Source organism: Flavobacterium panacagri (genome assembly GCF_030378165.1).
GTDB classification, from domain to species: domain Bacteria; phylum Bacteroidota; class Bacteroidia; order Flavobacteriales; family Flavobacteriaceae; genus Flavobacterium; species Flavobacterium panacagri.
On sequence record NZ_CP119766.1, the window covers coordinates 2,287,889 to 2,311,053 of the forward strand.

The 23,165-nt window shown below is 33.6% G+C and carries 22 protein-coding genes; 9 read left to right on the top strand and 13 right to left on the bottom strand.

The window, feature by feature from the left end:
• The first annotated feature begins 94 nt into the window (after positions 1-94).
• Positions 95-745: a DUF4230 domain-containing protein gene (locus tag P2W65_RS10320; protein ID WP_289665369.1), complete on the top strand. Its 651-nt coding sequence runs from the start codon at positions 95-97 to the stop codon at positions 743-745.
• A gap of 213 nt (positions 746-958) precedes the next feature.
• Here the strand turns inward: P2W65_RS10320 and P2W65_RS10325 are convergent, their stop codons facing one another.
• The 8 genes from P2W65_RS10325 to P2W65_RS10360 all read right to left on the bottom strand — a co-directional run bounded on the left by P2W65_RS10325 (position 959) and on the right by P2W65_RS10360 (position 9,423).
• Positions 959-2,722 (bottom strand): aromatic amino acid hydroxylase, encoded by a 1,764-nt coding sequence (locus tag P2W65_RS10325; RefSeq protein ID WP_289665370.1) that lies wholly within the window; start codon positions 2,720-2,722, stop codon positions 959-961.
• Between the two features lie 137 nt (positions 2,723-2,859).
• Positions 2,860-3,303, bottom strand: a complete 444-nt coding sequence (locus tag P2W65_RS10330) for a hypothetical protein (RefSeq protein ID WP_289665371.1) — start codon at positions 3,301-3,303, stop codon at positions 2,860-2,862.
• A gap of 74 nt (positions 3,304-3,377) precedes the next feature.
• Positions 3,378-3,788 (bottom strand): group III truncated hemoglobin, encoded by a 411-nt coding sequence (locus P2W65_RS10335; protein WP_179001158.1) that lies wholly within the window; start codon positions 3,786-3,788, stop codon positions 3,378-3,380.
• Between the two features lie 78 nt (positions 3,789-3,866).
• Entirely contained in the window at positions 3,867-5,111 is a 1,245-nt protein-coding gene (ilvA, locus tag P2W65_RS10340) for a threonine ammonia-lyase IlvA (RefSeq protein WP_289665372.1), read from the bottom strand.
• Positions 5,112-5,371: 260 nt separating this feature from the next.
• On the bottom strand, positions 5,372-5,911 hold the full coding sequence (locus P2W65_RS10345; protein WP_289665374.1) for a DUF4136 domain-containing protein: 540 nt from the start codon (positions 5,909-5,911) through the stop codon (positions 5,372-5,374).
• 23 nt (positions 5,912-5,934) lie between these two features.
• The gene (gene hutU / locus P2W65_RS10350; protein WP_289665376.1) at positions 5,935-7,914 is read right to left on the bottom strand and encodes a urocanate hydratase; all 1,980 of its coding nucleotides are present in this window, start codon (positions 7,912-7,914) and stop codon (positions 5,935-5,937) included.
• A 334-nt stretch (positions 7,915-8,248) separates the two neighbouring features.
• A complete protein-coding gene (locus P2W65_RS10355; protein ID WP_289665377.1) occupies positions 8,249-9,223 on the bottom strand; it encodes a 2-hydroxyacid dehydrogenase in 975 nt (324 codons plus the stop codon).
• A gap of 17 nt (positions 9,224-9,240) precedes the next feature.
• Positions 9,241-9,423, bottom strand: coding sequence for a C1orf53 family protein (locus P2W65_RS10360; protein ID WP_012023986.1), 183 nt, complete (start codon positions 9,421-9,423; stop codon positions 9,241-9,243).
• Positions 9,424-9,539: 116 nt separating this feature from the next.
• On the opposite strand from P2W65_RS10360, the gene P2W65_RS10365 reads away from it, so the two are divergent.
• The 6 genes from P2W65_RS10365 (at position 9,540) to P2W65_RS10390 (ending at position 15,927) form a co-directional block, all read left to right on the top strand.
• The gene (locus P2W65_RS10365; RefSeq protein WP_179001148.1) at positions 9,540-9,875 is read left to right on the top strand and encodes a hypothetical protein; all 336 of its coding nucleotides are present in this window, start codon (positions 9,540-9,542) and stop codon (positions 9,873-9,875) included.
• A complete protein-coding gene (locus P2W65_RS10370; RefSeq protein WP_289665380.1) occupies positions 9,872-10,780 on the top strand; it encodes a 1-aminocyclopropane-1-carboxylate deaminase/D-cysteine desulfhydrase in 909 nt (302 codons plus the stop codon). Before P2W65_RS10365 ends, P2W65_RS10370 begins: the two co-directional genes overlap by 4 nt.
• Positions 10,773-11,669 (top strand): glucosaminidase domain-containing protein, encoded by an 897-nt coding sequence (locus tag P2W65_RS10375; RefSeq protein ID WP_289665382.1) that lies wholly within the window; start codon positions 10,773-10,775, stop codon positions 11,667-11,669. The genes P2W65_RS10370 and P2W65_RS10375 overlap by 8 nt, the downstream gene beginning before the upstream one ends.
• Positions 11,670-11,714: 45 nt before the next feature.
• Positions 11,715-11,966, top strand: coding sequence for a hypothetical protein (locus P2W65_RS10380; protein ID WP_289665384.1), 252 nt, complete (start codon positions 11,715-11,717; stop codon positions 11,964-11,966).
• A 40-nt stretch (positions 11,967-12,006) separates the two neighbouring features.
• Complete coding sequence (gene hemL / locus P2W65_RS10385; RefSeq protein WP_289665386.1) at positions 12,007-13,293, top strand: glutamate-1-semialdehyde 2,1-aminomutase; 1,287 nt, start codon at positions 12,007-12,009, stop codon at positions 13,291-13,293.
• 159 nt (positions 13,294-13,452) lie between these two features.
• Positions 13,453-15,927, top strand: a complete 2,475-nt coding sequence (locus tag P2W65_RS10390) for a zinc-dependent metalloprotease (RefSeq protein WP_289665388.1) — start codon at positions 13,453-13,455, stop codon at positions 15,925-15,927.
• A gap of 46 nt (positions 15,928-15,973) precedes the next feature.
• Here the strand turns inward: P2W65_RS10390 and P2W65_RS10395 are convergent, their stop codons facing one another.
• Positions 15,974-16,414, bottom strand: a complete 441-nt coding sequence (locus P2W65_RS10395; RefSeq protein ID WP_289665389.1) for a DUF4890 domain-containing protein — start codon at positions 16,412-16,414, stop codon at positions 15,974-15,976.
• 192 nt (positions 16,415-16,606) lie between these two features.
• Here P2W65_RS10395 and P2W65_RS10400 point away from each other — a divergent pair, with 192 nt between their 5' ends.
• Positions 16,607-17,608, top strand: a complete 1,002-nt coding sequence (locus P2W65_RS10400) for a 2-hydroxyacid dehydrogenase (protein WP_289665390.1) — start codon at positions 16,607-16,609, stop codon at positions 17,606-17,608.
• Positions 17,609-17,724: 116 nt separating this feature from the next.
• A complete protein-coding gene (locus tag P2W65_RS10405) occupies positions 17,725-18,321 on the top strand; it encodes a hypothetical protein (protein ID WP_289665392.1) in 597 nt (198 codons plus the stop codon).
• A gap of 79 nt (positions 18,322-18,400) precedes the next feature.
• On the opposite strand, the gene P2W65_RS10410 is transcribed toward P2W65_RS10405, so the two are convergent.
• From P2W65_RS10410 to P2W65_RS10425, 4 genes are all read right to left on the bottom strand, one after another.
• A complete protein-coding gene (locus P2W65_RS10410; protein WP_289665394.1) occupies positions 18,401-18,733 on the bottom strand; it encodes a DUF5615 family PIN-like protein in 333 nt (110 codons plus the stop codon).
• 12 nt (positions 18,734-18,745) lie between these two features.
• Positions 18,746-18,976, bottom strand: a complete 231-nt coding sequence (locus P2W65_RS10415) for a DUF433 domain-containing protein (protein ID WP_289665396.1) — start codon at positions 18,974-18,976, stop codon at positions 18,746-18,748.
• Between the two features lie 104 nt (positions 18,977-19,080).
• Entirely contained in the window at positions 19,081-21,891 is a 2,811-nt protein-coding gene (locus P2W65_RS10420) for a DUF2135 domain-containing protein (protein WP_289665398.1), read from the bottom strand.
• Positions 21,892-21,975: 84 nt separating this feature from the next.
• Positions 21,976-23,124, bottom strand: coding sequence for a S1 family peptidase (locus P2W65_RS10425; protein ID WP_289665400.1), 1,149 nt, complete (start codon positions 23,122-23,124; stop codon positions 21,976-21,978).
• Between the last annotated feature and the right edge of the window lie 41 nt (positions 23,125-23,165).

Here is a 23,165-nt window from a genome sequence, read left to right on the forward strand (position 1 = left end):
GAAAAATAATAGACAAAGAGATTGGCGAAAATTCGTGAATTCGTGGCAGAAAAAAGAAAAAATAAAGTAAATTGGTCTAAAATATTTTAGAGGAATGCAAAACTTAATCAAAAGAATTATTGGTATTGGTGTAATCGTTTTAGTCATTGTTTTGGCTTTTAAATACTGCCAGTTTAAAAAAGAGGACGATTCGGATATTCAATACAATACCAATTTAATTCAACAGCAGATTCTTAATGTTGGAAAACTAGTGGTAACCGAAGGTCATTTTTCGGAAGTGGTTACCTATAAAAATCAACAGAAGTATTTGATGGATATGATTTCTTTTGAAAAGAAAGCGCTTATTGTAGTCAATGCAAACGTAACGGTTGCTTATGATTTGCATCAAATGAAATACGATATTGATGAGAAAAATAAAACCATTACGATTCTAAACATTCCAAAAGAAGAAATTACAATCAATCCGGATATTCAGTTTTATGATGTAGAACAAAGTAAATTGAATCCGTTTACAGGAGATGACTATAATAAAATCAATAAATCGGTAAAGGCAAACTTAGCCAAGAAAATTGAAAAATCAACGCTCAAAACAAACGCCCAAAACAGACTAATTAGTGAATTGTCTAAAATTCTGATTCTGACAAACTCGATGGGCTGGAAGTTGGAATACAAAGGAAAAACTATCGAGTCTGAGACTGAGTTAAGTCAGGATTTGATTTTTGATAATTTGCCACAAAGGCACTAAGACACAAAGTTTTTTTTGCCATAGATTAAAAGGATTGTGAGGATTTAATCTGAATGTTTTTTCAAATAAAGATTTTCTCGCAATCTTGTCATTTCGACTGAAAGGAGAAATCACACTCGTATATCTACAAAGATTGGTGTTTTCTTTGCGGAGTTTCTAGTGTGATTTCTCCTTTCAGTCGAAATGACATAAAATGAGGAAAATCTTTGCGTCTTAGTGCCTTTGTGGCAAATTATCAAAAATCAAATCCAGTCCTCCAGAAATCAAATGCGCCACTTCAGGACGTTTTACTTTCAATTGATCTAAATGAACCAATACTTCCTGTAAAAGCTGTTTCTCTTCAGAATCTTTCAAAAGCTCAGCAATTTCAACAGACAATAACCAATCATTTGAATGATTATTTTTTAGTTTTTCAAAAACAGCCTTCAATTCTGTTTTAGAAGATTTATTATTTCTGATTTCACGAACAGTTGCATATAAATGCTCCAATTCATCGCGCTCATCAGTATGTTTTGCTTTGATAGTTTTGGTTGAAGGAACAATATTAATTAAATCAAAACTATTGACATCAGCAGGGCCAGAGAAAGCAGAAATTACTTTTTTACCAATTGCCATATCATAATTTCCCCAATCAGGCTGAAATAAAATAGTTTCGCCATGAGTAACGGTACAATTTTTAAAACTAATTAAAATGATTTCTCCATGAAGATTTCGAGAGCCGGTAATAATCTCGCCTTCCACAATAATATTGCCTTCAAATTCCAGTGTTATCTTTTCTCCCTCTACAATGCTGTAAGCCTGTAAATCTTTCGGACTCATATCTTCAATCGCCAGATTAAAACCTTTCAATTTCCCAATCGGACTTCCAAATCCGTGCGGATGTGTTAAAGTTCCGTGGCCTACTAATTCTTTTTCGCGGTAAGCCAAAGCAGTTTTTCCAGTGGTCTGAATATAAACAGGTTTTCCTTCTTCTTCAATTACATTCGTGAAAACTCCTGAAATTTGTAAACCTGTGCTCAATTCAATTGTTCCTAAAGCATTCGATTGAATCAGTTTTTTAATTCCAGAAAGACCTCCAGTACGTAAAGCCATTTTATTAGCAAATTCTTCCAGAATCAAACTTAAATGAGAAAAAGTCGGTGTTACATACAATTGAGGTTGTAATTGCGTAATATCAAAATTCTGATTGGCTGCTGAAATATCATAAGGGATTTTCTTCACATTATCGGTCATGCAGTGTGCACTTTCGCCAATCGAAGAAAGCAATCCAGCACCATATATTTTAGGATTTTCAACTGTTCCAATTAAGCCGTATTCCACTGTCCACCAATGCAGGTTTCGAATTTGAGCCATTTCAGATAATTCACCCATATCATTTTGTAAATCGGCAACTGCTTTTTCAGCTTCGTCTATTTTTTCCTGAGGTGTATCTTCGGCTTCTTTTAAAATCGAAAGCAGTCGGATTGCCTCATACATCTGATAATCTTTATGAGAAGAAATTGCTTTACAGCCAATTTCTCCAAAACGTCTTAGATATTCAGCATATTCAGGATTAGCAATAATAGGAGCGTGGCCAGCACCTTCGTGAATAATATCCGGAGCAGGAGTGTATTCAATATGTTCTAACTGTCGAATATCCGAAGCAATAACCAAAACATTATAAGCCTGAAATTCCATAAAAGCATTTGGCGGAATAAAGCCATCAACGGCAACTGCTGCCCAACCAATCTCGCTAAGAATTCGGTTCATGCCATACATGCTCGGAATAGAATCTATCTCGATTCCCGTTTTTCGTAAACCTTCCAAATAAGAATGGTGTGCTACTTTTGAAAGATAATCAACATTTTTGCGCATCACATATCGCCAAACTGCTTGATTGATAGGAGAATAATCGCTATAATCTTGAGGTTTGATAAATTGCTGTAAATGTTTAGGCAATCTTTCTAATAACGGATTGGTTTCAATATTTGGATTCATTTCGAAAACGTTGTAGATTAGAATGTAAAATTACGAATTTAGACCGCTATTTTTTGCATTTTATCACAATATTTTTATCCGAAATTAGCTTTTATTGCGTTTTTGTGAGTTTAGAATAAATGATAGAATTAATGTTTTTAGCAGTCATTATTTTCAAAACTTACTCTTTCCAGTGTTTGTTCGTAGTTTTCGATTTCTTTTTTAGTCATTGAAACCTCTTTTAAATCGATTTTTAACTGTTTTTTAGTATCGGGACTAATCCATAAACCGGAGAAAGTATTTCCAGTTTTCTTTAAAATCAAAACACCGCTGAAACCATGTTCCACCATAATAAATTCATTTTCAACTTTTCTGTTCTGTGTAATATCCAGATGAAGCCATTTATTTGATTTATAACGATATATTGCGACATAACTTAAATCAGCTGTACATTGGTTTTCTGTTGCTTTAATATAAAAAGTAACGGGAGTTTTTCCATCAACCGTTCCTTTATATAAATTGGAAAACGGTGCTTGTGATTGTGCCGCTAATTGATTTATAAATGCAAAACAGATGATAACAAATAAGGTTGCTTTTTTCATAACTAAAAATATAGATTTGGGGTTAATTCATTTAGCCAAATATAAAGTTCTGTTTGTTATTTGAAAGAAATTTTTTAAGATTTTTTTGTGGCATCTCTCATTTCATTTTCAGCGTTTCTAAAATACTCAATTTTATGGCTGAACATAAAAGCCATATTTGTAGCACGCATTTTAGCTTCTTCTGTAATTGGCCCAGCAAACTGAGAATCGATTGTCGTATTAAAAATGGCAATCCAGCGGTCAAAATGAGTTTTGTCAACAGGCAATTGTTTGTGTGGCGGAAAAGGTGTTCCAGAATAAGCACGGACATCGAAAAGAATGGTCTGCCAAAAATTATACATTTTTTGCAAATGAGGTTCCCAGCGATCTTGTAACTTATCGTTAAAAATAGGGCCAATCAAATCGTCTTTTCTAACATTAGCATAAAAGCTGTTAACCATTTGTTGAATGTCTTCTATAGTGGAAATATCTTTTAAATCTGCCATTTTATTTATTCTAAAGTTAAGCTGCAAAAATACGTCATAAGTTTTTTTATTTATTGACAATTATCATTTTGAAAACGATTATCCAATCAATTGCGTAAACAAATCCTGATTATCATTTAAATATTGAAATTCAAATCCGTTTTGCGTCATTTTAAGTTTAATAGGCATGATGTCTTTTTTGTTTTTCAATTCTAAACCAACAACAACAGAACCTTTTTCACGACTGTTTTTCTTAGCAAACTGAAAATAAGTGATATCATCATCTGGGCCTAAAATATTATTTACGAATTCTTTTAAAGCTCCTGGACGCTGTGGAAACTGAATCATGAAATAATGCATTAATCCTTCATATAATAAAGAACGTTCTTTTATTTCAGCCGTTCTTTCGATGTCATTATTGCTTCCGCTTACAATGCAGACTACATTTTTACCTTTAATTTTATCTTTATAAAAATCCAAGGCAGCGATAGTCAAAGCACCTGCAGGTTCTACAACCATAGCTTCTTCATTATATAATCTTAAAATGGTCGTACAGACTTTTCCTTCGGGAACCAAAATAATATCTTCCAAATTATAACGACAGATTTCAAAGGTTTTATCGCCAACTTGTTTTACAGCAGCACCATCAACAAATTTGTCAATTGTTTTTAACGGCGTGTTTTTATTTTCTTCAATTGAAGTTTTCATCGAAGGAGCGCCTTTTGGCTCAACTCCGATTATTTTAGTGTTTGGACTTAAATGTCTGAAAACTTCAGATAAACCAGATGCGAGTCCACCACCGCCAATGGGTACAAAAACATAATCGATTGGTTCTTTGCAACTTTCTAGAATTTCCAATCCAACAGTTCCTTGACCTGCAATCACTTTTTCATCATCAAAAGGATGGATAAAGGTTTTATGATTTTTAATAGCATCTGCAGTGGCTGAAGCATAAGCGTCATCAAAAGTATCTCCGGTTAAAACAATTTCGACAAACTTTTTTCCAAACAATTGTACTTGTTTTACTTTTTGTTTTGGAGTTGTTTTCGGCATATAGATTTTACCTTGGATATTTAAGAGATTACAAGAATAAGCAACTCCCTGGGCATGATTTCCAGCACTGGCACAAACAATTCCGCTTGCTTTTTCTTTTTCATTTAACGAAGAAATCTTATTGTAGGCTCCTCTAATTTTATACGACCGCACAATTTGTAAATCTTCTCTTTTTAATAAAATAGTCGATTTGAATTCGTCCGAAAGATTCAAATTTTGGGTTAGAGGAGTAGCTGCAACTACATCTTCAAGCTGCTTTTTGGCATTAAGTACTTCATTAAATAAACTCATGAGAATTTGTTTTTTTTTCGCCACGAATTCACGAATTATTTTTGATAATTTTTGAATATAAGAATTCGTGAATTCGTGGCTGTTTAAAATTGTTTTTAAAATAAAAAACCTCCCAATTGGGAGGTTTCTATAAATTATATTTTACAAACTTATATAACACCTCGCCATTACTGCTGAATTGCAATAATGCTAATAATAGCGATAATAATGTTGTTAAAGTTTTTCATTTTTTTAGCTGATTGAATAGCAAAAGTAAATAATTATTTTTTTACAGGCGGATATTGAGCTAAAATTTTATTTACGAACTCAGCAATTTTTTGATCTTTTTTGTCAATGTTTCGAGTTAAAGTTCCCTGACCTTCGCCCTGCCAGATCATTTCTTTCTTTTTAGCATCGATTAAATCAATGTATAAAGTTCCTTCTGTAGAAGTAGAAACAGTAGTTTGATTTCCTCCGTACATCATCCACGGATTCCAACCCCAGCCCCAGCCGTAACCCCAGCCAGCACTAAATTGATTTACATTTACCTGTTCTCTTGATTTAGTGAAAATGTTAACCAATAAATCAGGGGTTTCACTTTTGGTAAGACCTTTGGCTTGCATTTCGGCATCGATTGCTTTCAGAATACGTCTTTTATCCAAATCAGAAATCTCTACTTTATCAATTCCGGGCTTAAAGAAAGCATAAGTCTTATAAGGCGCAAAATCGACAGTTTTGTCGTAATCAGAATATACAGTAACACTGCTGCAAGAAGAAAGAATCAACAGCAGGAAAAACGGAATTAACTTAAGTGTTTTCATATTTTTAGGAATTAAATGTTCTATTAATTTAGTAAATTTTCATCAACTATATTAGGTAAAGTTACTTTTAATAAAGGTTCCACCTCCATAGCCCTTTTTATGGCAAAAACGGCCCCTTCATTTCGAGCCCAGCTTCGTCTTGAAATTCCGTTATTTACATCCCAGAAAAGCATTGACGCTAAACGCTTTGAAGCCTCAGTAGAACCATCAAGAACCATACCAAATCCGCCGTTTATAACCTCTCCCCAGCCAACGCCACCACCGTTATGGATTGATACCCAGGTTGCTCCTCTAAAACTGTCTCCAATCACGTTATGAATCGCCATATCGGCAGTAAAACGAGATCCGTCATAGATATTTGAAGTTTCTCTGTAAGGCGAGTCGGTTCCAGAAACATCATGGTGATCGCGTCCTAAAACCACTGCGCCAATTTCTCCTTTTGCAATGGCTTGATTGAAAGCTTCTGCAATTTTAATTCTTCCTTCAGCATCGGCATAAAGAATTCGAGCTTGTGAACCTACAACCAGCTTGTTTTCCTGTGCGCCTTTAATCCATTTAATGTTATCCTGCATTTGCTGCTGAATTTCATTTGGAGCAGTTTCTGCCATTTTTTCTAAAACTTTGCAGGCAATGGCGTCAGTTTTTAATAAATCTTCTGGTTTCCCCGAAGTACAAACCCAGCGGAAAGGCCCAAATCCGTAGTCAAAACACATTGGCCCCATAATATCCTGAACATAACTAGGATATTTAAAATCGATATTATTTTCGGCCATTACATCGGCTCCTGCACGAGAAGCTTCTAATAAAAAGGCATTTCCGTAATCAAAAAAGTAAGTGCCTTTTGCGGTATGTTTATTAATAGCAGTGGCATGACGGCGTAATGTTTCCTGAACTTTTTCTTTAAATAATTCAGGATTGTTAGCCATTAAATCATTGGCTTCTTCAAACGAAATCCCAACTGGATAATAACCTCCAGCCCAAGGATTATGAAGTGAAGTCTGATCTGAGCCTAAATCAATTTTAATGTTTTCCTGGTCAAAACGTTCCCAAACGTCCACCACATTTCCTAAATAAGCAATCGAAACGGTTTCTTTATTGGCTTTCGCCAAAGCTACTCTGGCAACTAGTTCGTCCGTTGATGTTACGACTTCATTAATCCAACCTTGTTCGTGACGGATTTTGGTGATTTTCGGATTTACTTCGGCGCAGACCGTAATACATCCTGCAATATTTCCAGCTTTTGGCTGTGCCCCGGACATTCCTCCAAGCCCAGAAGTTACGAATAGACTTCCTTCGGGATTTTGTTTTATTTTTCTGAAACCATTTAAAACGGTAATCGTAGTTCCGTGTACAATTCCCTGCGGGCCAATGTACATATAACTTCCCGCTGTCATTTGTCCGTATTGCGAAACTCCCAACGCATTCATTTTTTCCCAATCGTCAGGTTTAGAATAATTCGGTATAACCATTCCGTTTGTAACCACAACTCTTGGAGCTTCTTTATGGGAAGGAAATAATCCCATTGGATGTCCTGAATACATGGTTAATGTCTGCTCATCTGTCATTTCAGAGAGATATTGCATCGTCAATAGATATTGTGCCCAGTTTTGGAAAACAGCACCGTTTCCACCATAGGTAATCAATTCATGTGGATGCTGTGCTACAGCATAATCCAAGTTGTTCTGAATCATGTGCATAATCGCTTTTGCCTGTAATGATTTTCCAGGATATTCTTCGATTGGTCTTGCGTACATTCTGTAATCTGGACGAAGACGATACATATAAATACGCCCGTATTTTTCTAGTTCTTCTAAAAATTCGGGAATTAATTCGGCGTGATGTTTTGGATCAAAATAACGTAAGGCATTTTTAAGAGCCAGCTTTTTCTCTTCTGCCGAAAGAATTTCTTTTCGTTTCGGAGCATGATTAATCGCTGGATCGTATGCTTGCTTTGGAGGTAATATATTTGGAATTCCTTGTTGTATTTGTTCTTTGAAAGTCATTTCTGTAAGATTCTAAGATGCTGAGATTCTAAGTTACTAAGATATTGAGCTTAGATTAACATCAGATTAATTTTTTGTTTTTTAATTATGCCATTTGATGGCGATTCAAATGTGCAAACGCTAATTGATGTAATTGGAATTTGAAATTTAACATTTGGAATTTATTTTAAATTATCTCATTCCCATATTGTCACATTTTCTAATTAAAAAAACTAAGGATAACGGATATCCGACCTGTGATACGATTTATAAATCGTAATCTTAAACTTCCTTGAGCGAATATCCATATATGATATTTTAGATTGTTGATTTCAGATTTTCAAAAATTATCTAATTAAAGATAAACCTCTTCATTAACACAATACGGCATTTTTTTACCCTCAATAACCGCAATTATATTTTGTGCTGCGCAAACTGCCATTCCGTTTCTGGCTTCGTATGTTGCTGAACCAATATGCGGTAAAACACAGCAATTTGAAAGCGATAATAACGGATTATCTTGTTTCATAGGTTCTGGATTGGTAACATCAAGTCCCGCGCCCCAGATTATATTATTTGTTAAAGCTTCAAATAAGTCATTTTCATTATGAAATTTTCCTCTTGCGGTGTTGATGAAAATCGAATTCGATTTCATTTTAGCAAAAGCAATTTTATTGAAGAGTTCGTTATTTTCTATTGTATAATTAGCATGAACACTTAAAACGTCACTTTCAGCAAGTAGCGTTTCAAAATCTACTAATTTTGCACCCAATTCTTTTTCTGCATCTTCTTTACGAGAGCGATTGTGGTAAATAATATTCATTCCAAAAGCAGCTTTGCATTTTTGAGCCATTTCAAAACCAATTCTCCCCAAACCGAATACTCCTAATGTCTTTCCATAAAGTTCCTGTCCTAAATTGGCCAACGGATCAAAACTTCCCCAATCGTTATTTAAAATTCTTTTATGATTAAAAAATGATTTTCGAGCAACACTCTGCATCAATAAAAAGGCAACATCTGATGTTGCTCTACTTAAAACATCAGGTGTATTTCCGACAGGAATTTTTCTGCTGTTTGCCGATGGAATATGAACGGAATCAAACCCGACAGAAAACAAAGCAATTCCTTTTAAATTGGGACATTGCTGAAAAAAATCTTCATCTAAATTATTGGTTCCAACATTTAAAAGAACATCATTCTTCTGACAGATTTTAATGAATTCTTCTCTAGGTAATATATTCTCTGTTGGGTTTATGGTCAGATTGATGCCTTTTTCCTCAAGAAGTTTAATTCCTGTTTCTGGTATATTTTTATTGATGAAAACGTTCATGTGTGTTGTTTTAATTTTTATGAAGGTTTATTGATTCTTCCTGTTTTTTTATCATATCCGTATGGACAATGTCGGCAGCCACTTTTGCAGCAATAACCTCTTTTTAAATGATGTTTTTCAGTAAAGCATTTGTAACCTTCGGGCGTATAGTAAAAATCTTCTCCTTCGATTAATTTATTTTCATTACTTTGCTCTTTCATAAATCTGCTTCGTGTTCTATTTTTCTAAACTTTAAAATCAAAAATATAAATATTTGATTGTGTTTTTATCGAAATCGAACAATTATATAGCTACAAATTTATAAATTTTACAGCCAATGTTTCTGATTGTTGCCAAATATTTAATTCCGAAAGGATATCGAGGAATGGCTGTATTTCCGTTTATAATTGCAAAATATGATTTTGATAAGACGAATGAAGTTTTCGTCAATCATGAAAAAATCCATTTAAGACAACAGTTAGAGCTTTTAGTAATTCCGTTTTTTGTCTGGTATTTTTTAGAATATTTAATTCGCCTGATTCAATATAAAAATGGAGCATTGGCGTATCGAAATATCAGTTTCGAAAGAGAAGCTTATACTAAAGAAAGAGACTTAAATTATCTGAAAAACAGATCCTTTTTTCAGTTTTTACATTACATCAAATCAAAATGAATCCAGTTTTCAATCAATCTATAAATATTCAATTTCCAAATGATATTTCTTTGACTATAAAGCGTGAAGATTTGATTCATTCTTTTGTTTCAGGAAATAAATTCAGAAAACTGAAATACAATTTACTTCAGGCGAAAGCAGAAAACAAAGATACTTTACTGACTTTTGGTGGCGCTTTTTCCAATCATATTGCAGCTGTAGCTTATGCTGGAAAAGAACAAGGTCTTAAAACTATCGGAATCATTCGCGGAGACGAACTTCTGGATAAAATACAGGAAAATCCAACCTTAAAATTTGCTCAGGAAAATGGAATGCAATTGGAGTTTGTTTCGAGAGAAGAGTATCGTTTAAAGAATGAAACTTCATTTATAGAAAAGTTAAAAAACAAGTTCGGCAATTTTTATTTAGTTCCCGAAGGCGGTACAAATGAACTCGCAGTAAAAGGCTGCGAAGAGATTTTGACAGAAGAAGATTCGGTTTTTAATTACGTTTGCTGTGCAGTTGGAACAGGAGGTACGATTTCGGGATTAATCAATAGTGCATTGCCAAATCAGAAGATTTTGGGTTTTCCAGCGTTAAAAGGTGACTTTTTAACCGATGAAATTCGTATTTTTGCAAAAAAAGATAACTGGAATTTAATTTCTGACTATCATTTTGGAGGTTACGGCAAGATAAATTTAGAATTAATTGAATTTATTAATTCATTTTTTGAAGAAACAAAAGTGCCCTTAGATCCAATTTATACGGGAAAGATGGTTTTTGGCGTTATAGATTTAATCAGCAAAAATTATTTTCCTGCACATTCAAAAATTTTACTCATTCATACTGGTGGATTACAGGGAATTGAAGGAATGAATATAAAGTTGAAGCAGAAGAAATTACCAATACTCAAAACCAATGATTAAAAAAATTGTATTACTTGTCGTAATATTAGTTTTGGCAAGTTGCTCGTCGAGCAAACCTGCTATCGCAACGACTAAAAAAGCGGCTGTACACCAAACAAGAACTGCAGCAGCTAAAAAGCCTGTGTATGCTAAACCAACAGCTAAATATCCTTCTACCAATAATACAACTGAGGTTATTCAATCTACTTCAAAAACAGTTGTAACAAGCGATTTGATCAATAATTATGTTTTGCAATACAAAGACATTGCAATGGGAAACATGAAAACGTACGGAATTCCAGCGAGTATTATTTTGGCGCAGGGAATTTTGGAATCGGGTGCAGGAAAAGGAGATTTAGCAGTAGATGCTAATAATCATTTTGGAATAAAATGCCATAATGATTGGTTGGGAGAAAGTGTTCGCCACGATGATGACTCGGCTCAGGAATGTTTTAGGAAATATCCTCAGGCATCAGAATCGTATAGAGATCACGCTCTATTTTTAGTTGGAAAAAAACGATATGCTACCTTGTTCACTTACGAAAAAGACGATTACAAAGCTTGGGCAAAAGGTTTGAGAGCAGCAGGTTACGCAACAGATCCGAAATATCCAGATAAATTAATCAGTTATATTGAAAGATACAATCTGCATCAATATGATTGTCAGGTTACAGGAAGAAATTATGTGCCAATAAATACTTCCACTCCACAAAAAAAATCATCTTATGATGTCGCTTCTGATCCAAAGATCAATATGAATCAATACGATCCGAATTTGTATGAGGTCCAAAAAGGAGATACTTTGTATTCGATTTCAAAAAAATTCAATTTATTGGTTGAAGATTTAAAGCGAAAAAATAATCTGACTGATAATGCCATTTCGATTGGGCAGAGGCTTAAGGTTAAGTAATTAAGTGTTCAGCTTTTAGTGTTCAGTCTCAGTTTTTAATAAAAAATGAAGAAGAAAGTCTTAATTGTAATTTTTATTTTAGCAGTTGCAATGACTATTAGACTTTTTTGTGGAGTTTATGAACATGATGAATTTGCAGAAACAAATTTTTTCATAAAACATCGACCAACTTGGAAATGGAGATTTTATTCTCCAACAGGAATGTCGGATTTGAAAATGGAAGATCTTTCAAAAGAAAAACAAATAGAACAAAAATATTTCAATGAGTTTGTAAGAGATCAAGGTTTAAGTCGATAGATTAAATCTAAAATCTGAACTCTAAAATCTAAAATAAAAAATGTTATATAAAAGAAGTAGTCAGCTTTTTGCTGCAGCAGAAAAAGTAATTCCGGGAGGAGTAAATTCACCAGTAAGAGCATTTAAAGCAGTTGGCGGAACTCCGATTTTTGTAAAAAGTGCCAAAGGTGCTTATTTATATGATGAAGACGGGAACAAATTAATAGATTATATCAACTCTTGGGGACCAATGGTTTTAGGCCATGCCTATCAGTCGGTTGTAGATGCCGTAATCGAAAAAGCAAAACTGGGAACTTCGTTTGGAATGCCTACAGAATTGGAAACTGAAATCGCTGCTTTGGCCGTTTCAATGGTTCCAAATATTGATAAAATAAGATTTGTAAATTCAGGAACAGAAGCTTGTATGAGCGCGATTCGTTTAGCAAGAGGATTTACAAAAAGAGATAAAATTGTAAAATTTGCAGGTTGCTACCACGGACATTCAGATTCATTTTTGATTCAGGCAGGAAGCGGTGCGGTAACTTTTGGTTCGCCAAATAGTCCAGGAGTTACGCAGGGAACTGCAAAAGATACTTTATTGGCAAAATACAATGATTTAGAAAATGTAAAAACATTGGTTGAAGCAAATAAAGGAGAAATTGCAGCAATTATTATCGAAGCTGTTGCTGGAAATATGGGATGTATTCCACCTCAAAAAGGTTTCCTTGAAGGCTTGAGAGAATTATGCACAGCAAACGGAATTTTACTGATTTTTGATGAGGTAATGACAGGTTTTCGTTTGGCTCGTGGCGGCGTTCAGGAATTGTATGGAATTGATGCTGATATTGTAACTTTTGGAAAAGTTATTGGTGGAGGACTTCCAGTTGGAGCTTTTGCTGCCCGCGAAGAAATCATGAATTATTTAGCTCCTCTTGGACCAGTTTATCAGGCAGGAACATTATCTGGAAATCCGTTAGCAATGGCTGCGGGATTGGCAATGTTGAAAGCTCTTGATAGCGACAGAGAAATTTTTACTCGTTTAGAAGAAAAAACAGCCTACTTAGAAGCAGGAATTGACAGAGTTTTAAAAGCGAATAATGTGGTGTTTACCATCAATAGAGTAGGTTCTATGATTTCGGTTCACTTTGATGCAGATCCAGTTACTGATTTCCAAACTGCTGCAAAAGGAGATAATGAAACATTTAAGAAATTCTTCCACGGATTATTACAAGAAGGAATTTATATTGCTCCATCTGCTTATGAAACATGGTTTATTACAGATGCTTTGACTTATGAAGATTTAGATTTTACAATTCAAGCAATTGACAAAGTTTCGAAGACTTTTTAAACAATAAAAAAGACAAATTCAAAGGCTCGCTTTTATAAAGTAGAGCCTTTTTTATACATAAAAACCAAAAGTTAATAAAAAGTTAATAGAAATGAAATTTATTGTATTATTGTAATAAAAATTATTTTTGTTTAACAAATAACCATTAAACCTACCAAAATGAAGAAATTTTTCATTTTATCTACAATAGCCATTTTAGCGCTATTTCCTTCTCAACAATTTGCTCAGAGTAAAAAGAAAAAAGATCAAAAAGAGGTACCAGCCACTCCGCCAGAAAAGAAACCAGAATCGTCTATTAAGGATTATAATAAAGTAATTACTAAAGATGCAGTATCAGACGAAGGGCTTTTCACAGTACATAAAGTAGATAAAAAATACTATTTCGAGATTCCGAATAAATATTTAAATAAAGATATGCTTTTGGTTAGCCGTCTTGCAAAATTGCCTTCTAATTTGGGTGGCGGTTATGTAAATGCCGGTTCTGAAACCAATGAACAGCTTATTGTATGGCAGCGTTTTCAGGATAAAATCTTAATCAAATCAAAATCTTATAATTCAGTGGCAAATGATACACTGCCAATTAGTATTTCAGTTAAAGCTAATAATTATGAGCCAACTTTATATGCTTTTGATATTGTTGCTTTCAGTAAAGATTCGGCAAATACAGTTATTGATGTCACTAAATTTTACAGTACAGATGTAAAAGCAATCAGCGGCATTTCGGCTGAAATGCGAGATACCTACAAAGTAAAAGGTTTAGATGATTCCAGAACTTTTATTACAGCAATGAAAAGCTTTCCGATGAATATCGAAGTAATTCAAGATATGACCTATAATGCTTCGAAACCTTCTATGTTAGAAGAATCAGAATCAATCAGCATTCAGATGAATCAATCTATGATTTTACTACCAGAAATCCCGATGAAACCTCGTTTGGCAGATCCGAGAGTAGGATGGTTTACAGTGAGTCAGTACGATTATGGAAGCAATGAATTAAAATCAGATTTAAAGACGTATATCAGACGATGGAGATTAGAACCAAAAGATCCTGAGGCATATAACAGAGGAGAATTGGTAGAACCTATAAAACCAATTGTGTATTACTTAGATCCAGCAACGCCTGAAAAATTAAAAAAATACATTAAACAAGGAATTGAAGAATGGCAGAAACCTTTTGAAACTGCTGGATTTAAAAATGCAATCATCGCAAAAGATGCTCCGACAAAAGAAGAAGACCCAGATTTCAGCCCAGAAGATGTGCGTTACTCAGTTATTCGCTATGTAGCCAGTACGACTAGAAATGCAGTTGGTCCAAGTGTTTCAGACCCAAGAACTGGAGAAATTATTGAGAGTGATGTAATTTGGTACCACAATCATTTACGTTCTTACAGAAATAGATATTTATTAGAAACAGGAGCAGCAAATCCTTCAGCACGAACTTTGCAAACTAGTGATGCAGAAATGGGCGAAATGATGCGAATGGTTATTGCTCATGAAGTAGGACACGCTTTAGGTTTTCCGCATAATATGGGAGCAAGCTGTGCTTATGATGTAGAAAGTTATAGAAATGGAGCTTTTACAAAAGAAAACGGAATTTCTGCAAGTATTATGGATTATGCCCGTTTCAATTATATCGCGCAGCCTGGAGATCAAAATATTCGTTTTATACGTAAAATGGGAGCTTATGACCATTATGCCTTGAATTGGGGATACAGAGCTATTCCAACTGCAAAATCTCCTGAAGCAGAAATTCCAACTTTAGATAAATGGATATTAGAAAAAGCTGGAAATCCTATTTATAAATTTGGAAAACAAAGCAGTGCTTTTGATCCGTCTTCTCAAACAGAAGACATAGGAAACAACTCCATGAAAGCAAGCTCTTATGGACTTAAAAATTTGGAATACGTTGCCGGTCATCTTAGCGAATGGACTAGTACCGCAACTAATAATTACGAAGATTTAGAAGAATTATATAAAGAGCTTTTGGACTGCTGGAGCCGTTATGTTGGTCATGTGGTAACGAATGTGGGAGGAATTTATGAAAATACCAAAAAGCCAAATCAGGCAGGGAGCGTTTATGAAGTAGTTCCAAAAGCAAAACAAATAGAAGCAATGAACTGGCTTCAGAAAAATGCTTTTGAATCGCCAACTTGGATTGTAAATACTAAAACCTTGCAAAATACAGAGTTTGCAGGTTATACAGAAAAGTTTAGAAACCTTCAGGTAAGACAGCTTAATAACTTAATGACTTTAGGAAGGATAGGAAGATTAATGGATAACGAAATTTTAAGTGGCGATAATTACAAAGCTTTAGATTTTTTTAAAGATATTAGAAAAGGAATTTGGAAAGAAGCTGTGGCTGCAGGAAATGTAACCGTTTATCGCAGAAACTTGCAACGCGCTTATATTGATAGAATGAGCTATTTAATGACAGAGGAAATTAAGCCCACTGATCGATCAGCAACATACTTTAACACTGCGCAATCTGATCTTAGAGCTTTGGTGCGTGGAGAGTTAGTAGCATTAAGAAAATCGCTTGTCACAGCAAAAGCGACAGGGATTAATACTGAAACAAAATACCATTATGAAGATTGTATCAAAAGAATCGATTTGATATTAAATCCAATAAAGTAATAAAAACAAAAAGAGGCTTAAAAGCCTCTTTTTTTTATACGCCAAATTAGATTTTATCTTCTCTGCGTTCTTTCATTTTATCCTTCATTTTGTCTTTTTTTTCTTCTTGTAAAGCTTTCCATTTGGTGTATTGATCGGCTTTTAAGATTGATTTCATTTTGGCATCATTTGCTGCGACTTCATCTTCCATTTGTTTTTTGAAAGCGGCTTTTTCTGCAGCAGTTGGTTTAGTATTGCTGTCTTTTTGCTCTTTTCTCGCTTCTCTAAATTTTTCAGCTTTAGCAGTTCTGTCAGCTAAAAGTTGTTTTACTTGTGCCTGTTGATTGGCATCTAAACTTAATTCTGTTGTCAATTTTTGAAGCTGTTTCTCATTACGCTGTTCTGGAGTCATTCTTTCTCTGCCTTCGCGTGATGGCTTTTGGTTCATGTCTTGTGCAAAACTTGCTATTCCAACAAATAGCATAGCTGCGATAAATAATTTTTTCATGTTCAAGTTTTTTTAATTGTTTCTGATTAGACTTTATCAAATTCAATAGGTTTAAAATGAAGATTAGATTTATAATTTATTTAACAGATTGAAAAGTAGTTGATTAATGGTTTTATTGCTGTAGTATTGAAGATATTTTCTTATTTTTAAGGTACAAACAAATTTTAGACTGAGAATTTAATCGGATTATTTATGAATAAAATAGCTTTTTTTTCTACGCAGCCTTACGATAAAGCATTCTTTAATAAATACAATGCTGACTTTGGTTTTCAGCTAGATTTTTTTGAAACACAATTAAATTCACAGACTGTTGCTTTAATTGAAGAATGCGAAATTGTCTGCGTATTTGTAAATGATATTGTGAACGAAACAGTAATCAAACAATTAGCAGACAAAAATGTAAAAATTATTGCTTTACGCTGTGCTGGTTTTAATAATGTGGATTTAGAAGCAGCAAAAAAACACGATATCAAAGTTTGTCGTGTTCCAGCTTATTCTCCGCAAGCAGTTGCAGAGCATGCTATGGCTATGATTTTGACTTTAAATAGAAAAACACACAAAGCCTATAATAGAGTTCGTGAACAGAATTTTTCTTTAAACGGATTATTAGGTTTTGATTTATTTGGAAAAACAATTGGAATTATTGGAACTGGAAATATAGGAAAAGCATTTTCTAAAATAGCATTAGGATTTGGCTGTAAAGTTTTGGCTTATGATATTGTAGAAAATGAAGAAATGATAAAAGACGGTGTTTCTTTTGTTGGTTTAGAAGAGATTTTTAAATCGAGTGATATAATTTCATTGCATTGTCCGCTGAACGATCAGACAAAACACCTGATCAATAGAACTTCGCTTTCTTTTATGAAAGAAAACGTAATGATCATTAATACCAGTCGTGGAGGATTAATTGAAACTTCATCAGTTATTGAAGGTTTGAAAGAAGGAAAAATTGGTTATCTGGGAATAGATGTTTACGAACAAGAAGAGAAACTTTTCTTTAGAGATTTATCGGCAGATATTATTCAAGATGATGCCATTCAGCGTTTAATGAGTTTTCCGAATGTTTTGGTAACGGCACATCAGGCATTTTTTACCAATGAAGCTTTGACACAGATTGCTTTGGTGACTTTTAATAATATTAAGTCTTTATTGGCGCAAAATGATATTGAAAATAAAGCAGCGTTGTTGGTCTAAATCGAATTAGATTGGCAGACCCGACAGGTTTTTAAAACCTGTCGGGTTTAGCTTGTCGAATATTTTTCGTAATTTAATTACTTGTAAAGAAAGATCTAGATTTAAAATATCAAATTATGAAAAATAAAATTCTAATTCTAGTCGGAATCGTAGCATTTTATTCCTGTCAAAATAAAGACAATTCAAAAAATATTGTCAAAACCATTGTTCAGGATACTTTATCGAAAACCATTGGAGGAACGGCAGATTTAAGCGATGCGCCACCCAGAGATGATAAAGCTGTAGCCTTGATTCGTAAACAATTGAATGTTCTTTTGAAAAAGGATTTGCTGTCAATGACAAAAGAAAATCGGTATTTTTATTATGAAGCTTTTGATCTGAATAACGACAATAAAAATGAATATTTCGTCGGTTTCTCAAATTCGTATTTCTGTGGAAGCGGAGGCTGTTCTGGTTATATTTTGAATAGTGATGGAAATGTAATCAATAAATTTACTGTAACTGATTTTCCTATTTATGTAATGACTTCTTCAACTGAAAAATTTTATGATTTGATATTTGAAAGTGGTGGGAAATTTCATCATCTTAAAATGAAAAGTGGAAAATATCCTTCAAATCCATCCGTTCAGGAAGTTGCGAAAGGAAATGTTCCAAAAGAAAGTACAAAGGTTTTGGATATTAATTCTAAGAAGTTAGAGAAGTATTCGTTCTAACTAAATGATTTTAGAGTAAGAAACCCGACAGGTTTTTAAAACTTGTTGGGAAAGTAGTTCTTTGTTTTAACTTAATAATCTATTTGCCAGTTATTTCAGAATTACTTAATTCAATTAGAGAGTGTTTAGAAAGTAATTCAATAATGGTTTTGAAATTGTTCTTAAAAAGAGAAAAAAAGTCTTTGTTTTTTATATTTCCCGATGTTATTAAAACTAACTTTTTTGGTTTATTAAAAATTAAATAACTATCAAGAAAATCTTTGTCTTTAGTAATTATGATTTTATCTTCTAATTCAGAGATATTTATTATTTCAGTATCAGAAGTTCGCTCCATGTTGGGCATATCGTCTGTGTGAATTGCATCAAATCCATTGTCTTTTAAAAAAAGTTTCAGTCCATAAGGTAATTGCATCTACAGCAAACTTCATGCAACCTTACTTAATATTTTTACATCAGTTAGTTTTGAAGCATATGCTAAACAAGCTAATATGTCTTTATTTTCAAGAGCAGGATAATCTTCAATGATTTCTTGAAATTCCATTCCGGAGGAAAGTAAGTCCAAAATCATTTCTACAGGGTAACGCATATTTCTCACAGTCGGTTTTCCATGACAAACGTTAGGATTTATTGTGATTCTTGAAATTAGATTTTCCATAGTGTTAATTTTACTCAAATATAAAGATATTATTCTACATAAAAAAAGAGCTTCAAACGAAGCTCTTCTATAATTTGACTTAATTTTTATTCATTTTAAATTTTCTAAAATTCAAATTCTCCAATTAGAATCTTACTGTCGTTTTCACGTTTGTTTTCTTTCTGACTTTGGAAAACAGCTATTTTTCGCTCTTGTCTTCCATCAGAATAATGAAGATATACTTCTGCCATTATGGTCGTTGGCCCAGAAAGAACATTCTGTCTCTCACCAAAAAAGTTAGTTTTAATTTTATATTTCCCTTTGATCGCTTTTTTAAGTAAAAACTGTTCAGGGCCAAAACCTTGAGTGAAATCGTTACTTAATCTTCCTCCAATTTCAGTCGATCTATGAGAGTAAGAGCAATCTTCTCCTCTCGGATCTGTAACCCAAAGATCGATATCTGTATTGTCTTTATTCCAATTAATAACGACACGGATGTCTACAGGAAGATTTGCTTTTAAACGATCATCAACTTTGCTGGCATCAACGTTTTTATTTTGGCTCAAAATATTATTGATTTCCATGATCAAAATCTCTTCAATACCAGTATCTCTCACAGAAATCTCATCCGTATATTCCTGATAAAGCATAGATTTGTACACATTAAGAGCTTCTTGAGGTCTTTTATTGTCAACCAAAGCCAATGCATAGTCTCTATGACTTTGAGGATCAAACGGTCTCCATTCTAGAATCTTTTGGGTAATCCACAATTCTTTGTCGTAATTACCTCTCTGTTTCAATAGATAAGATATTGTTTTGTATAATTCTTCATTCTCTAAATCAAGTTCGGCTAATGTGCTTAAAACCTTTAAAGAAAGCACCTTGTCTCCTTTTCTGAATAACAGTTTAGAAACATCAAAATAATAAGTTACCTGTTTTTCATATTTAGGACGATTTTCAAGATATTTTTGGTAAATCAATTCAGGAGATTGTAAAGACTGAAAATCCTTCATATACTCTTGAGTGCTTTCTACATCTACTAAAGTTATTTTACCAGTGGATGTTTTTTTATCGCTTGACCTGCTCTCTCTTTCTGCGGAATATACAGCGTTATCGCTAACAACACTTTCTTCTGAAGACAATTTTTGTGACTGCTTAGAAACTGTAGGATATTGTTTTTTTTCTGTAGGCTTAAATTCAGAATTCCACCAGGTTGTTAGTTCACGTGTTTTATCAAAAGCTTTAGACAGCAGATTTTTTCTTTGTTCTAAAATTTGTCTTTTGTTCTGCGAAACGATTTTGTTGTATTCTGACAATAATTCCTGAGGAGGAGTAATACCGAAACGTACATAATCATTAATGTCGTCTAATACTATTAAACTGGTGTTTTTGCTTACTACTCCAAACTGCTCGCTCAAGTTTCTGATTTCATCGCTGTTTTGAGTCGAATTAAGTTCAAGATCATTAATTTTTCGTTGTGCCCAAAATTGATCAATAGGCCAATTATCTACTTGTACAGCGTTAGTGAAATCTACAGGAACTTCAAATTTCTTGTTTCCTACTGAAAAAACAGCAGTAAGTTTACCCAAATTAGGAGCTGAAATTCCAAATATATTGACAGGTTCGTTTACAGCAGTTCCAACATTTGGAAACAATTCCTGAGCAGTATTGGTTTCTTTAAAACCTAAAAATAGAATAGGAAGTCTATTGTATGTTTTTAAAGCAGATTGCGTGTCTAATTCATTCAGATTAATAAAATTTCCTCCTGATTGTGAAGCCAAAAGTTTCAACAGATTAAAATCAGAAGTTGGCGTGCTTGTAATGCTGTTGATAGGCTTTTTAAATTTTAAAGTTAAATCGCCAAAATTTGAAATTCCGTCAGAAAATAAAAGATATTCATCTATTTGCGGTATTTCCTTTAAAGCACCAAAGTCAGTTCCTCCATCATATTTCAGGTTAAGAATTCTTTCTTTTAATGCACTCCAGTTTCCTCCAGAAACAGTAAATTCTTCTGTTTTTTCGAGAATATTATTTAAAAGGACAAAAGATATTGCAATGTTCTTGTTCTCTAAAAAATAAGCATTAAGAAAGTCCAGTTCTTTTTGATGATCTCTCTTTGATCCGCTGAATGAATTGTCCCAAATAATAGCATTTTTTTGAGATTTTGCTTTTTCTTTTACGGGGAAATTCATCGAAACACTTGCCGCAAAATAAAATTTATTATCAGAAGCTTTTTGAAGCAATACACTTGAAGATTCATTAACTTTTGGAATCGTTATTTTGAGACTTTCATTTGGCGTAAAATTCGTTTTACTGATTTCTGCTACCCATTGATTTCCTTTTTTCTGAAAAGCAAAACTTCCATCTGGATTTTCCGTAATTTTAGGAGTCGTCAGACTTTCATTAATCAATACTTTTAAATTAAATTTTGGAATACTGACTGCATTGGCAAAACTTAGAAAATACAGATAATCAGTAGCAGTATTTTTTAATTCCTGATTATAAGTAATCTGAATCGTTCTGCTGCCTCTAGCTGGAATAGGGTAGATTCTGGTTCTGAAATTGTTTCCTTCTACTTTTTCAATAATACCAGGATCGACATTTCTTCTTTCAATACTTTCAAATACTTCTTTAGCTCGTTCTTTTGGAACAGGAACTGCATCTCTCAAGTTTCCGTTGATGTCTAAAGCATAACCGCTTACACTTACTCCTTCAGGCAACGGAATAGTAAGTTTTCCTTCTAAAATTCTATCTCCAGAATTGTAAAATATATAAGTTGCAGTTGTTGTTGCAAGATTTCCTAAAATTTTAGTTTCGATTTTTAAATCCTGCAAGGTTACAGAATTCTTTTTCTGGTTTTCGACATCCAGATTTGGAATCTGTGAAAAAACGGCACTAAAAAACAGTAGTGCACAAATAGTAAAAATTTTATTCATGATTAATAAACGTGATTTTTTATTTGGCTATAAACGTAGGAAAATTCATTTGTTTTAAAAAAGTATTTTTGATCTTTTTTTAAATTAAAGAGAATTAATATGTTTAGCCACAATTCCAAAATTGATACCTTGAACCTGATCGACTCCACTGAAATTTACTGCAATCAGCTGACCACATTCGTTAAAGACTGGCGCACCGCTGGCACCATGCGTAGAAGTTATGCTGTATTGAATTTTATTGCCGTCTGATTCTTTACTTATCTGACCATTGTAAAGTTGTACTTTTATACCTGAATTGGTTTGTGCCAAATCCATTCCAAGAGGATAGCCTACCATTATCGCTTTCTGACCAGGTGCTAAAGTAGAATCGTTTGCAACAGCATTCTCAAGATCGATTACGTTGCTAACAGTTCCTGGAGTTCTATGATCAGCCAGCTGTAAAATACCTAAATCAACATTGCTGTCTTCAGATACTTTTTTAACCTCACAATTAAGCCATTCACTATCAGAATCGTGCAGAGCTACTTCAATATCCAAGGTTTTTACAAATACTTCAATTTCATCAATAGAAACATATTCTTTTACTGGAATTGATGCTGCAATATCTGTTGATGATGTATCAGTAGCGGTTTCTGTTTCGTTTGAACTAACAAATTCTTCACCCGCTGACTCAGTAGTTTCCTCACCCGATTCGTCATAATCTCCCTCTTCTTCACCTTCATTATATGAGATGGAAGCATGTGTCCAATTTCTTTCAATAAAACTTTCATATTCATCTGCAGAAACCTCTTTAGTAAGAATAGAAGCAATCTTCATTCTTAGATTTCGCATAGTAGCATTTACTTTAGCACTTTCTTCATCTGATGAAGACCATGGCTCTAAAACATGTCTATTGGTTATCATGTCTCCATTTGTATCAACAAAAAAGCCTGTTCCGTAAATGGTCTCTTCCTTAGCATCTTCAGAAGTAAGCTGAAATTCTTTCCCGTTAATTTTAGCAAAATAGCCATATCTATGTTTTATAAGTACAACTGCGTCTTTATAAGCATCGTAGATTTTGGTATCTGTGCCTAAACAAACAGCTTCAGGTTTAGGTTTTAGATATTTAAATCCTAAAAATCCTGCTGCTGCGAGAAAGATAATACCAATGATTACAAATTTGTAGCGATTTCCTTTTTTCTTGTTTGTTGCTGCTGCTAAGTCTTCGTTTGGGGAGATTTTTCTAATTTTCATTTAGAGTATTGGTTGAAAGATGTTAATTTAATGGGTTTGGG

Bases quoted from the DNA above. Each gene is read 5' to 3' on its own strand.
- P2W65_RS10355 (WP_289665377.1), bottom strand. From the start codon at position 9,223: ATGAACGTTTTCATCAATAAAAATATACCAGAAACAGGAATTAAACTT.
- P2W65_RS10390 (WP_289665388.1), top strand. From the start codon at position 13,453: ATGAAGAAATTTTTCATTTTATCTACAATAGCCATTTTAGCGCTATTT.
- P2W65_RS10395 (WP_289665389.1), bottom strand. From the start codon at position 16,414: ATGAAAAAATTATTTATCGCAGCTATGCTATTTGTTGGAATAGCAAGT.
- P2W65_RS10320 (WP_289665369.1), top strand. From the start codon at position 95: ATGCAAAACTTAATCAAAAGAATTATTGGTATTGGTGTAATCGTTTTA.
- P2W65_RS10380 (WP_289665384.1), top strand. From the start codon at position 11,715: ATGAAGAAGAAAGTCTTAATTGTAATTTTTATTTTAGCAGTTGCAATG.
- ilvA (WP_289665372.1), bottom strand. From the start codon at position 5,111: ATGAGTTTATTTAATGAAGTACTTAATGCCAAAAAGCAGCTTGAAGAT.
- P2W65_RS10420 (WP_289665398.1), bottom strand. From the start codon at position 21,891: ATGAATAAAATTTTTACTATTTGTGCACTACTGTTTTTTAGTGCCGTT.
- P2W65_RS10415 (WP_289665396.1), bottom strand. From the start codon at position 18,976: ATGGAAAATCTAATTTCAAGAATCACAATAAATCCTAACGTTTGTCAT.
- P2W65_RS10365 (WP_179001148.1), top strand. From the start codon at position 9,540: ATGTTTCTGATTGTTGCCAAATATTTAATTCCGAAAGGATATCGAGGA.
- hemL (WP_289665386.1), top strand. From the start codon at position 12,007: ATGTTATATAAAAGAAGTAGTCAGCTTTTTGCTGCAGCAGAAAAAGTA.
- P2W65_RS10325 (WP_289665370.1), bottom strand. From the start codon at position 2,722: ATGAATCCAAATATTGAAACCAATCCGTTATTAGAAAGATTGCCTAAA.
- hutU (WP_289665376.1), bottom strand. From the start codon at position 7,914: ATGACTTTCAAAGAACAAATACAACAAGGAATTCCAAATATATTACCT.
- P2W65_RS10345 (WP_289665374.1), bottom strand. From the start codon at position 5,911: ATGAAAACACTTAAGTTAATTCCGTTTTTCCTGCTGTTGATTCTTTCT.
- P2W65_RS10405 (WP_289665392.1), top strand. From the start codon at position 17,725: ATGAAAAATAAAATTCTAATTCTAGTCGGAATCGTAGCATTTTATTCC.
- P2W65_RS10375 (WP_289665382.1), top strand. From the start codon at position 10,773: ATGATTAAAAAAATTGTATTACTTGTCGTAATATTAGTTTTGGCAAGT.
- P2W65_RS10330 (WP_289665371.1), bottom strand. From the start codon at position 3,303: ATGAAAAAAGCAACCTTATTTGTTATCATCTGTTTTGCATTTATAAAT.
- P2W65_RS10335 (WP_179001158.1), bottom strand. From the start codon at position 3,788: ATGGCAGATTTAAAAGATATTTCCACTATAGAAGACATTCAACAAATG.
- P2W65_RS10400 (WP_289665390.1), top strand. From the start codon at position 16,607: ATGAATAAAATAGCTTTTTTTTCTACGCAGCCTTACGATAAAGCATTC.
- P2W65_RS10425 (WP_289665400.1), bottom strand. From the start codon at position 23,124: ATGAAAATTAGAAAAATCTCCCCAAACGAAGACTTAGCAGCAGCAACA.
- P2W65_RS10360 (WP_012023986.1), bottom strand. From the start codon at position 9,423: ATGAAAGAGCAAAGTAATGAAAATAAATTAATCGAAGGAGAAGATTTT.
- P2W65_RS10410 (WP_289665394.1), bottom strand. From the start codon at position 18,733: ATGCAATTACCTTATGGACTGAAACTTTTTTTAAAAGACAATGGATTT.
- P2W65_RS10370 (WP_289665380.1), top strand. From the start codon at position 9,872: ATGAATCCAGTTTTCAATCAATCTATAAATATTCAATTTCCAAATGAT.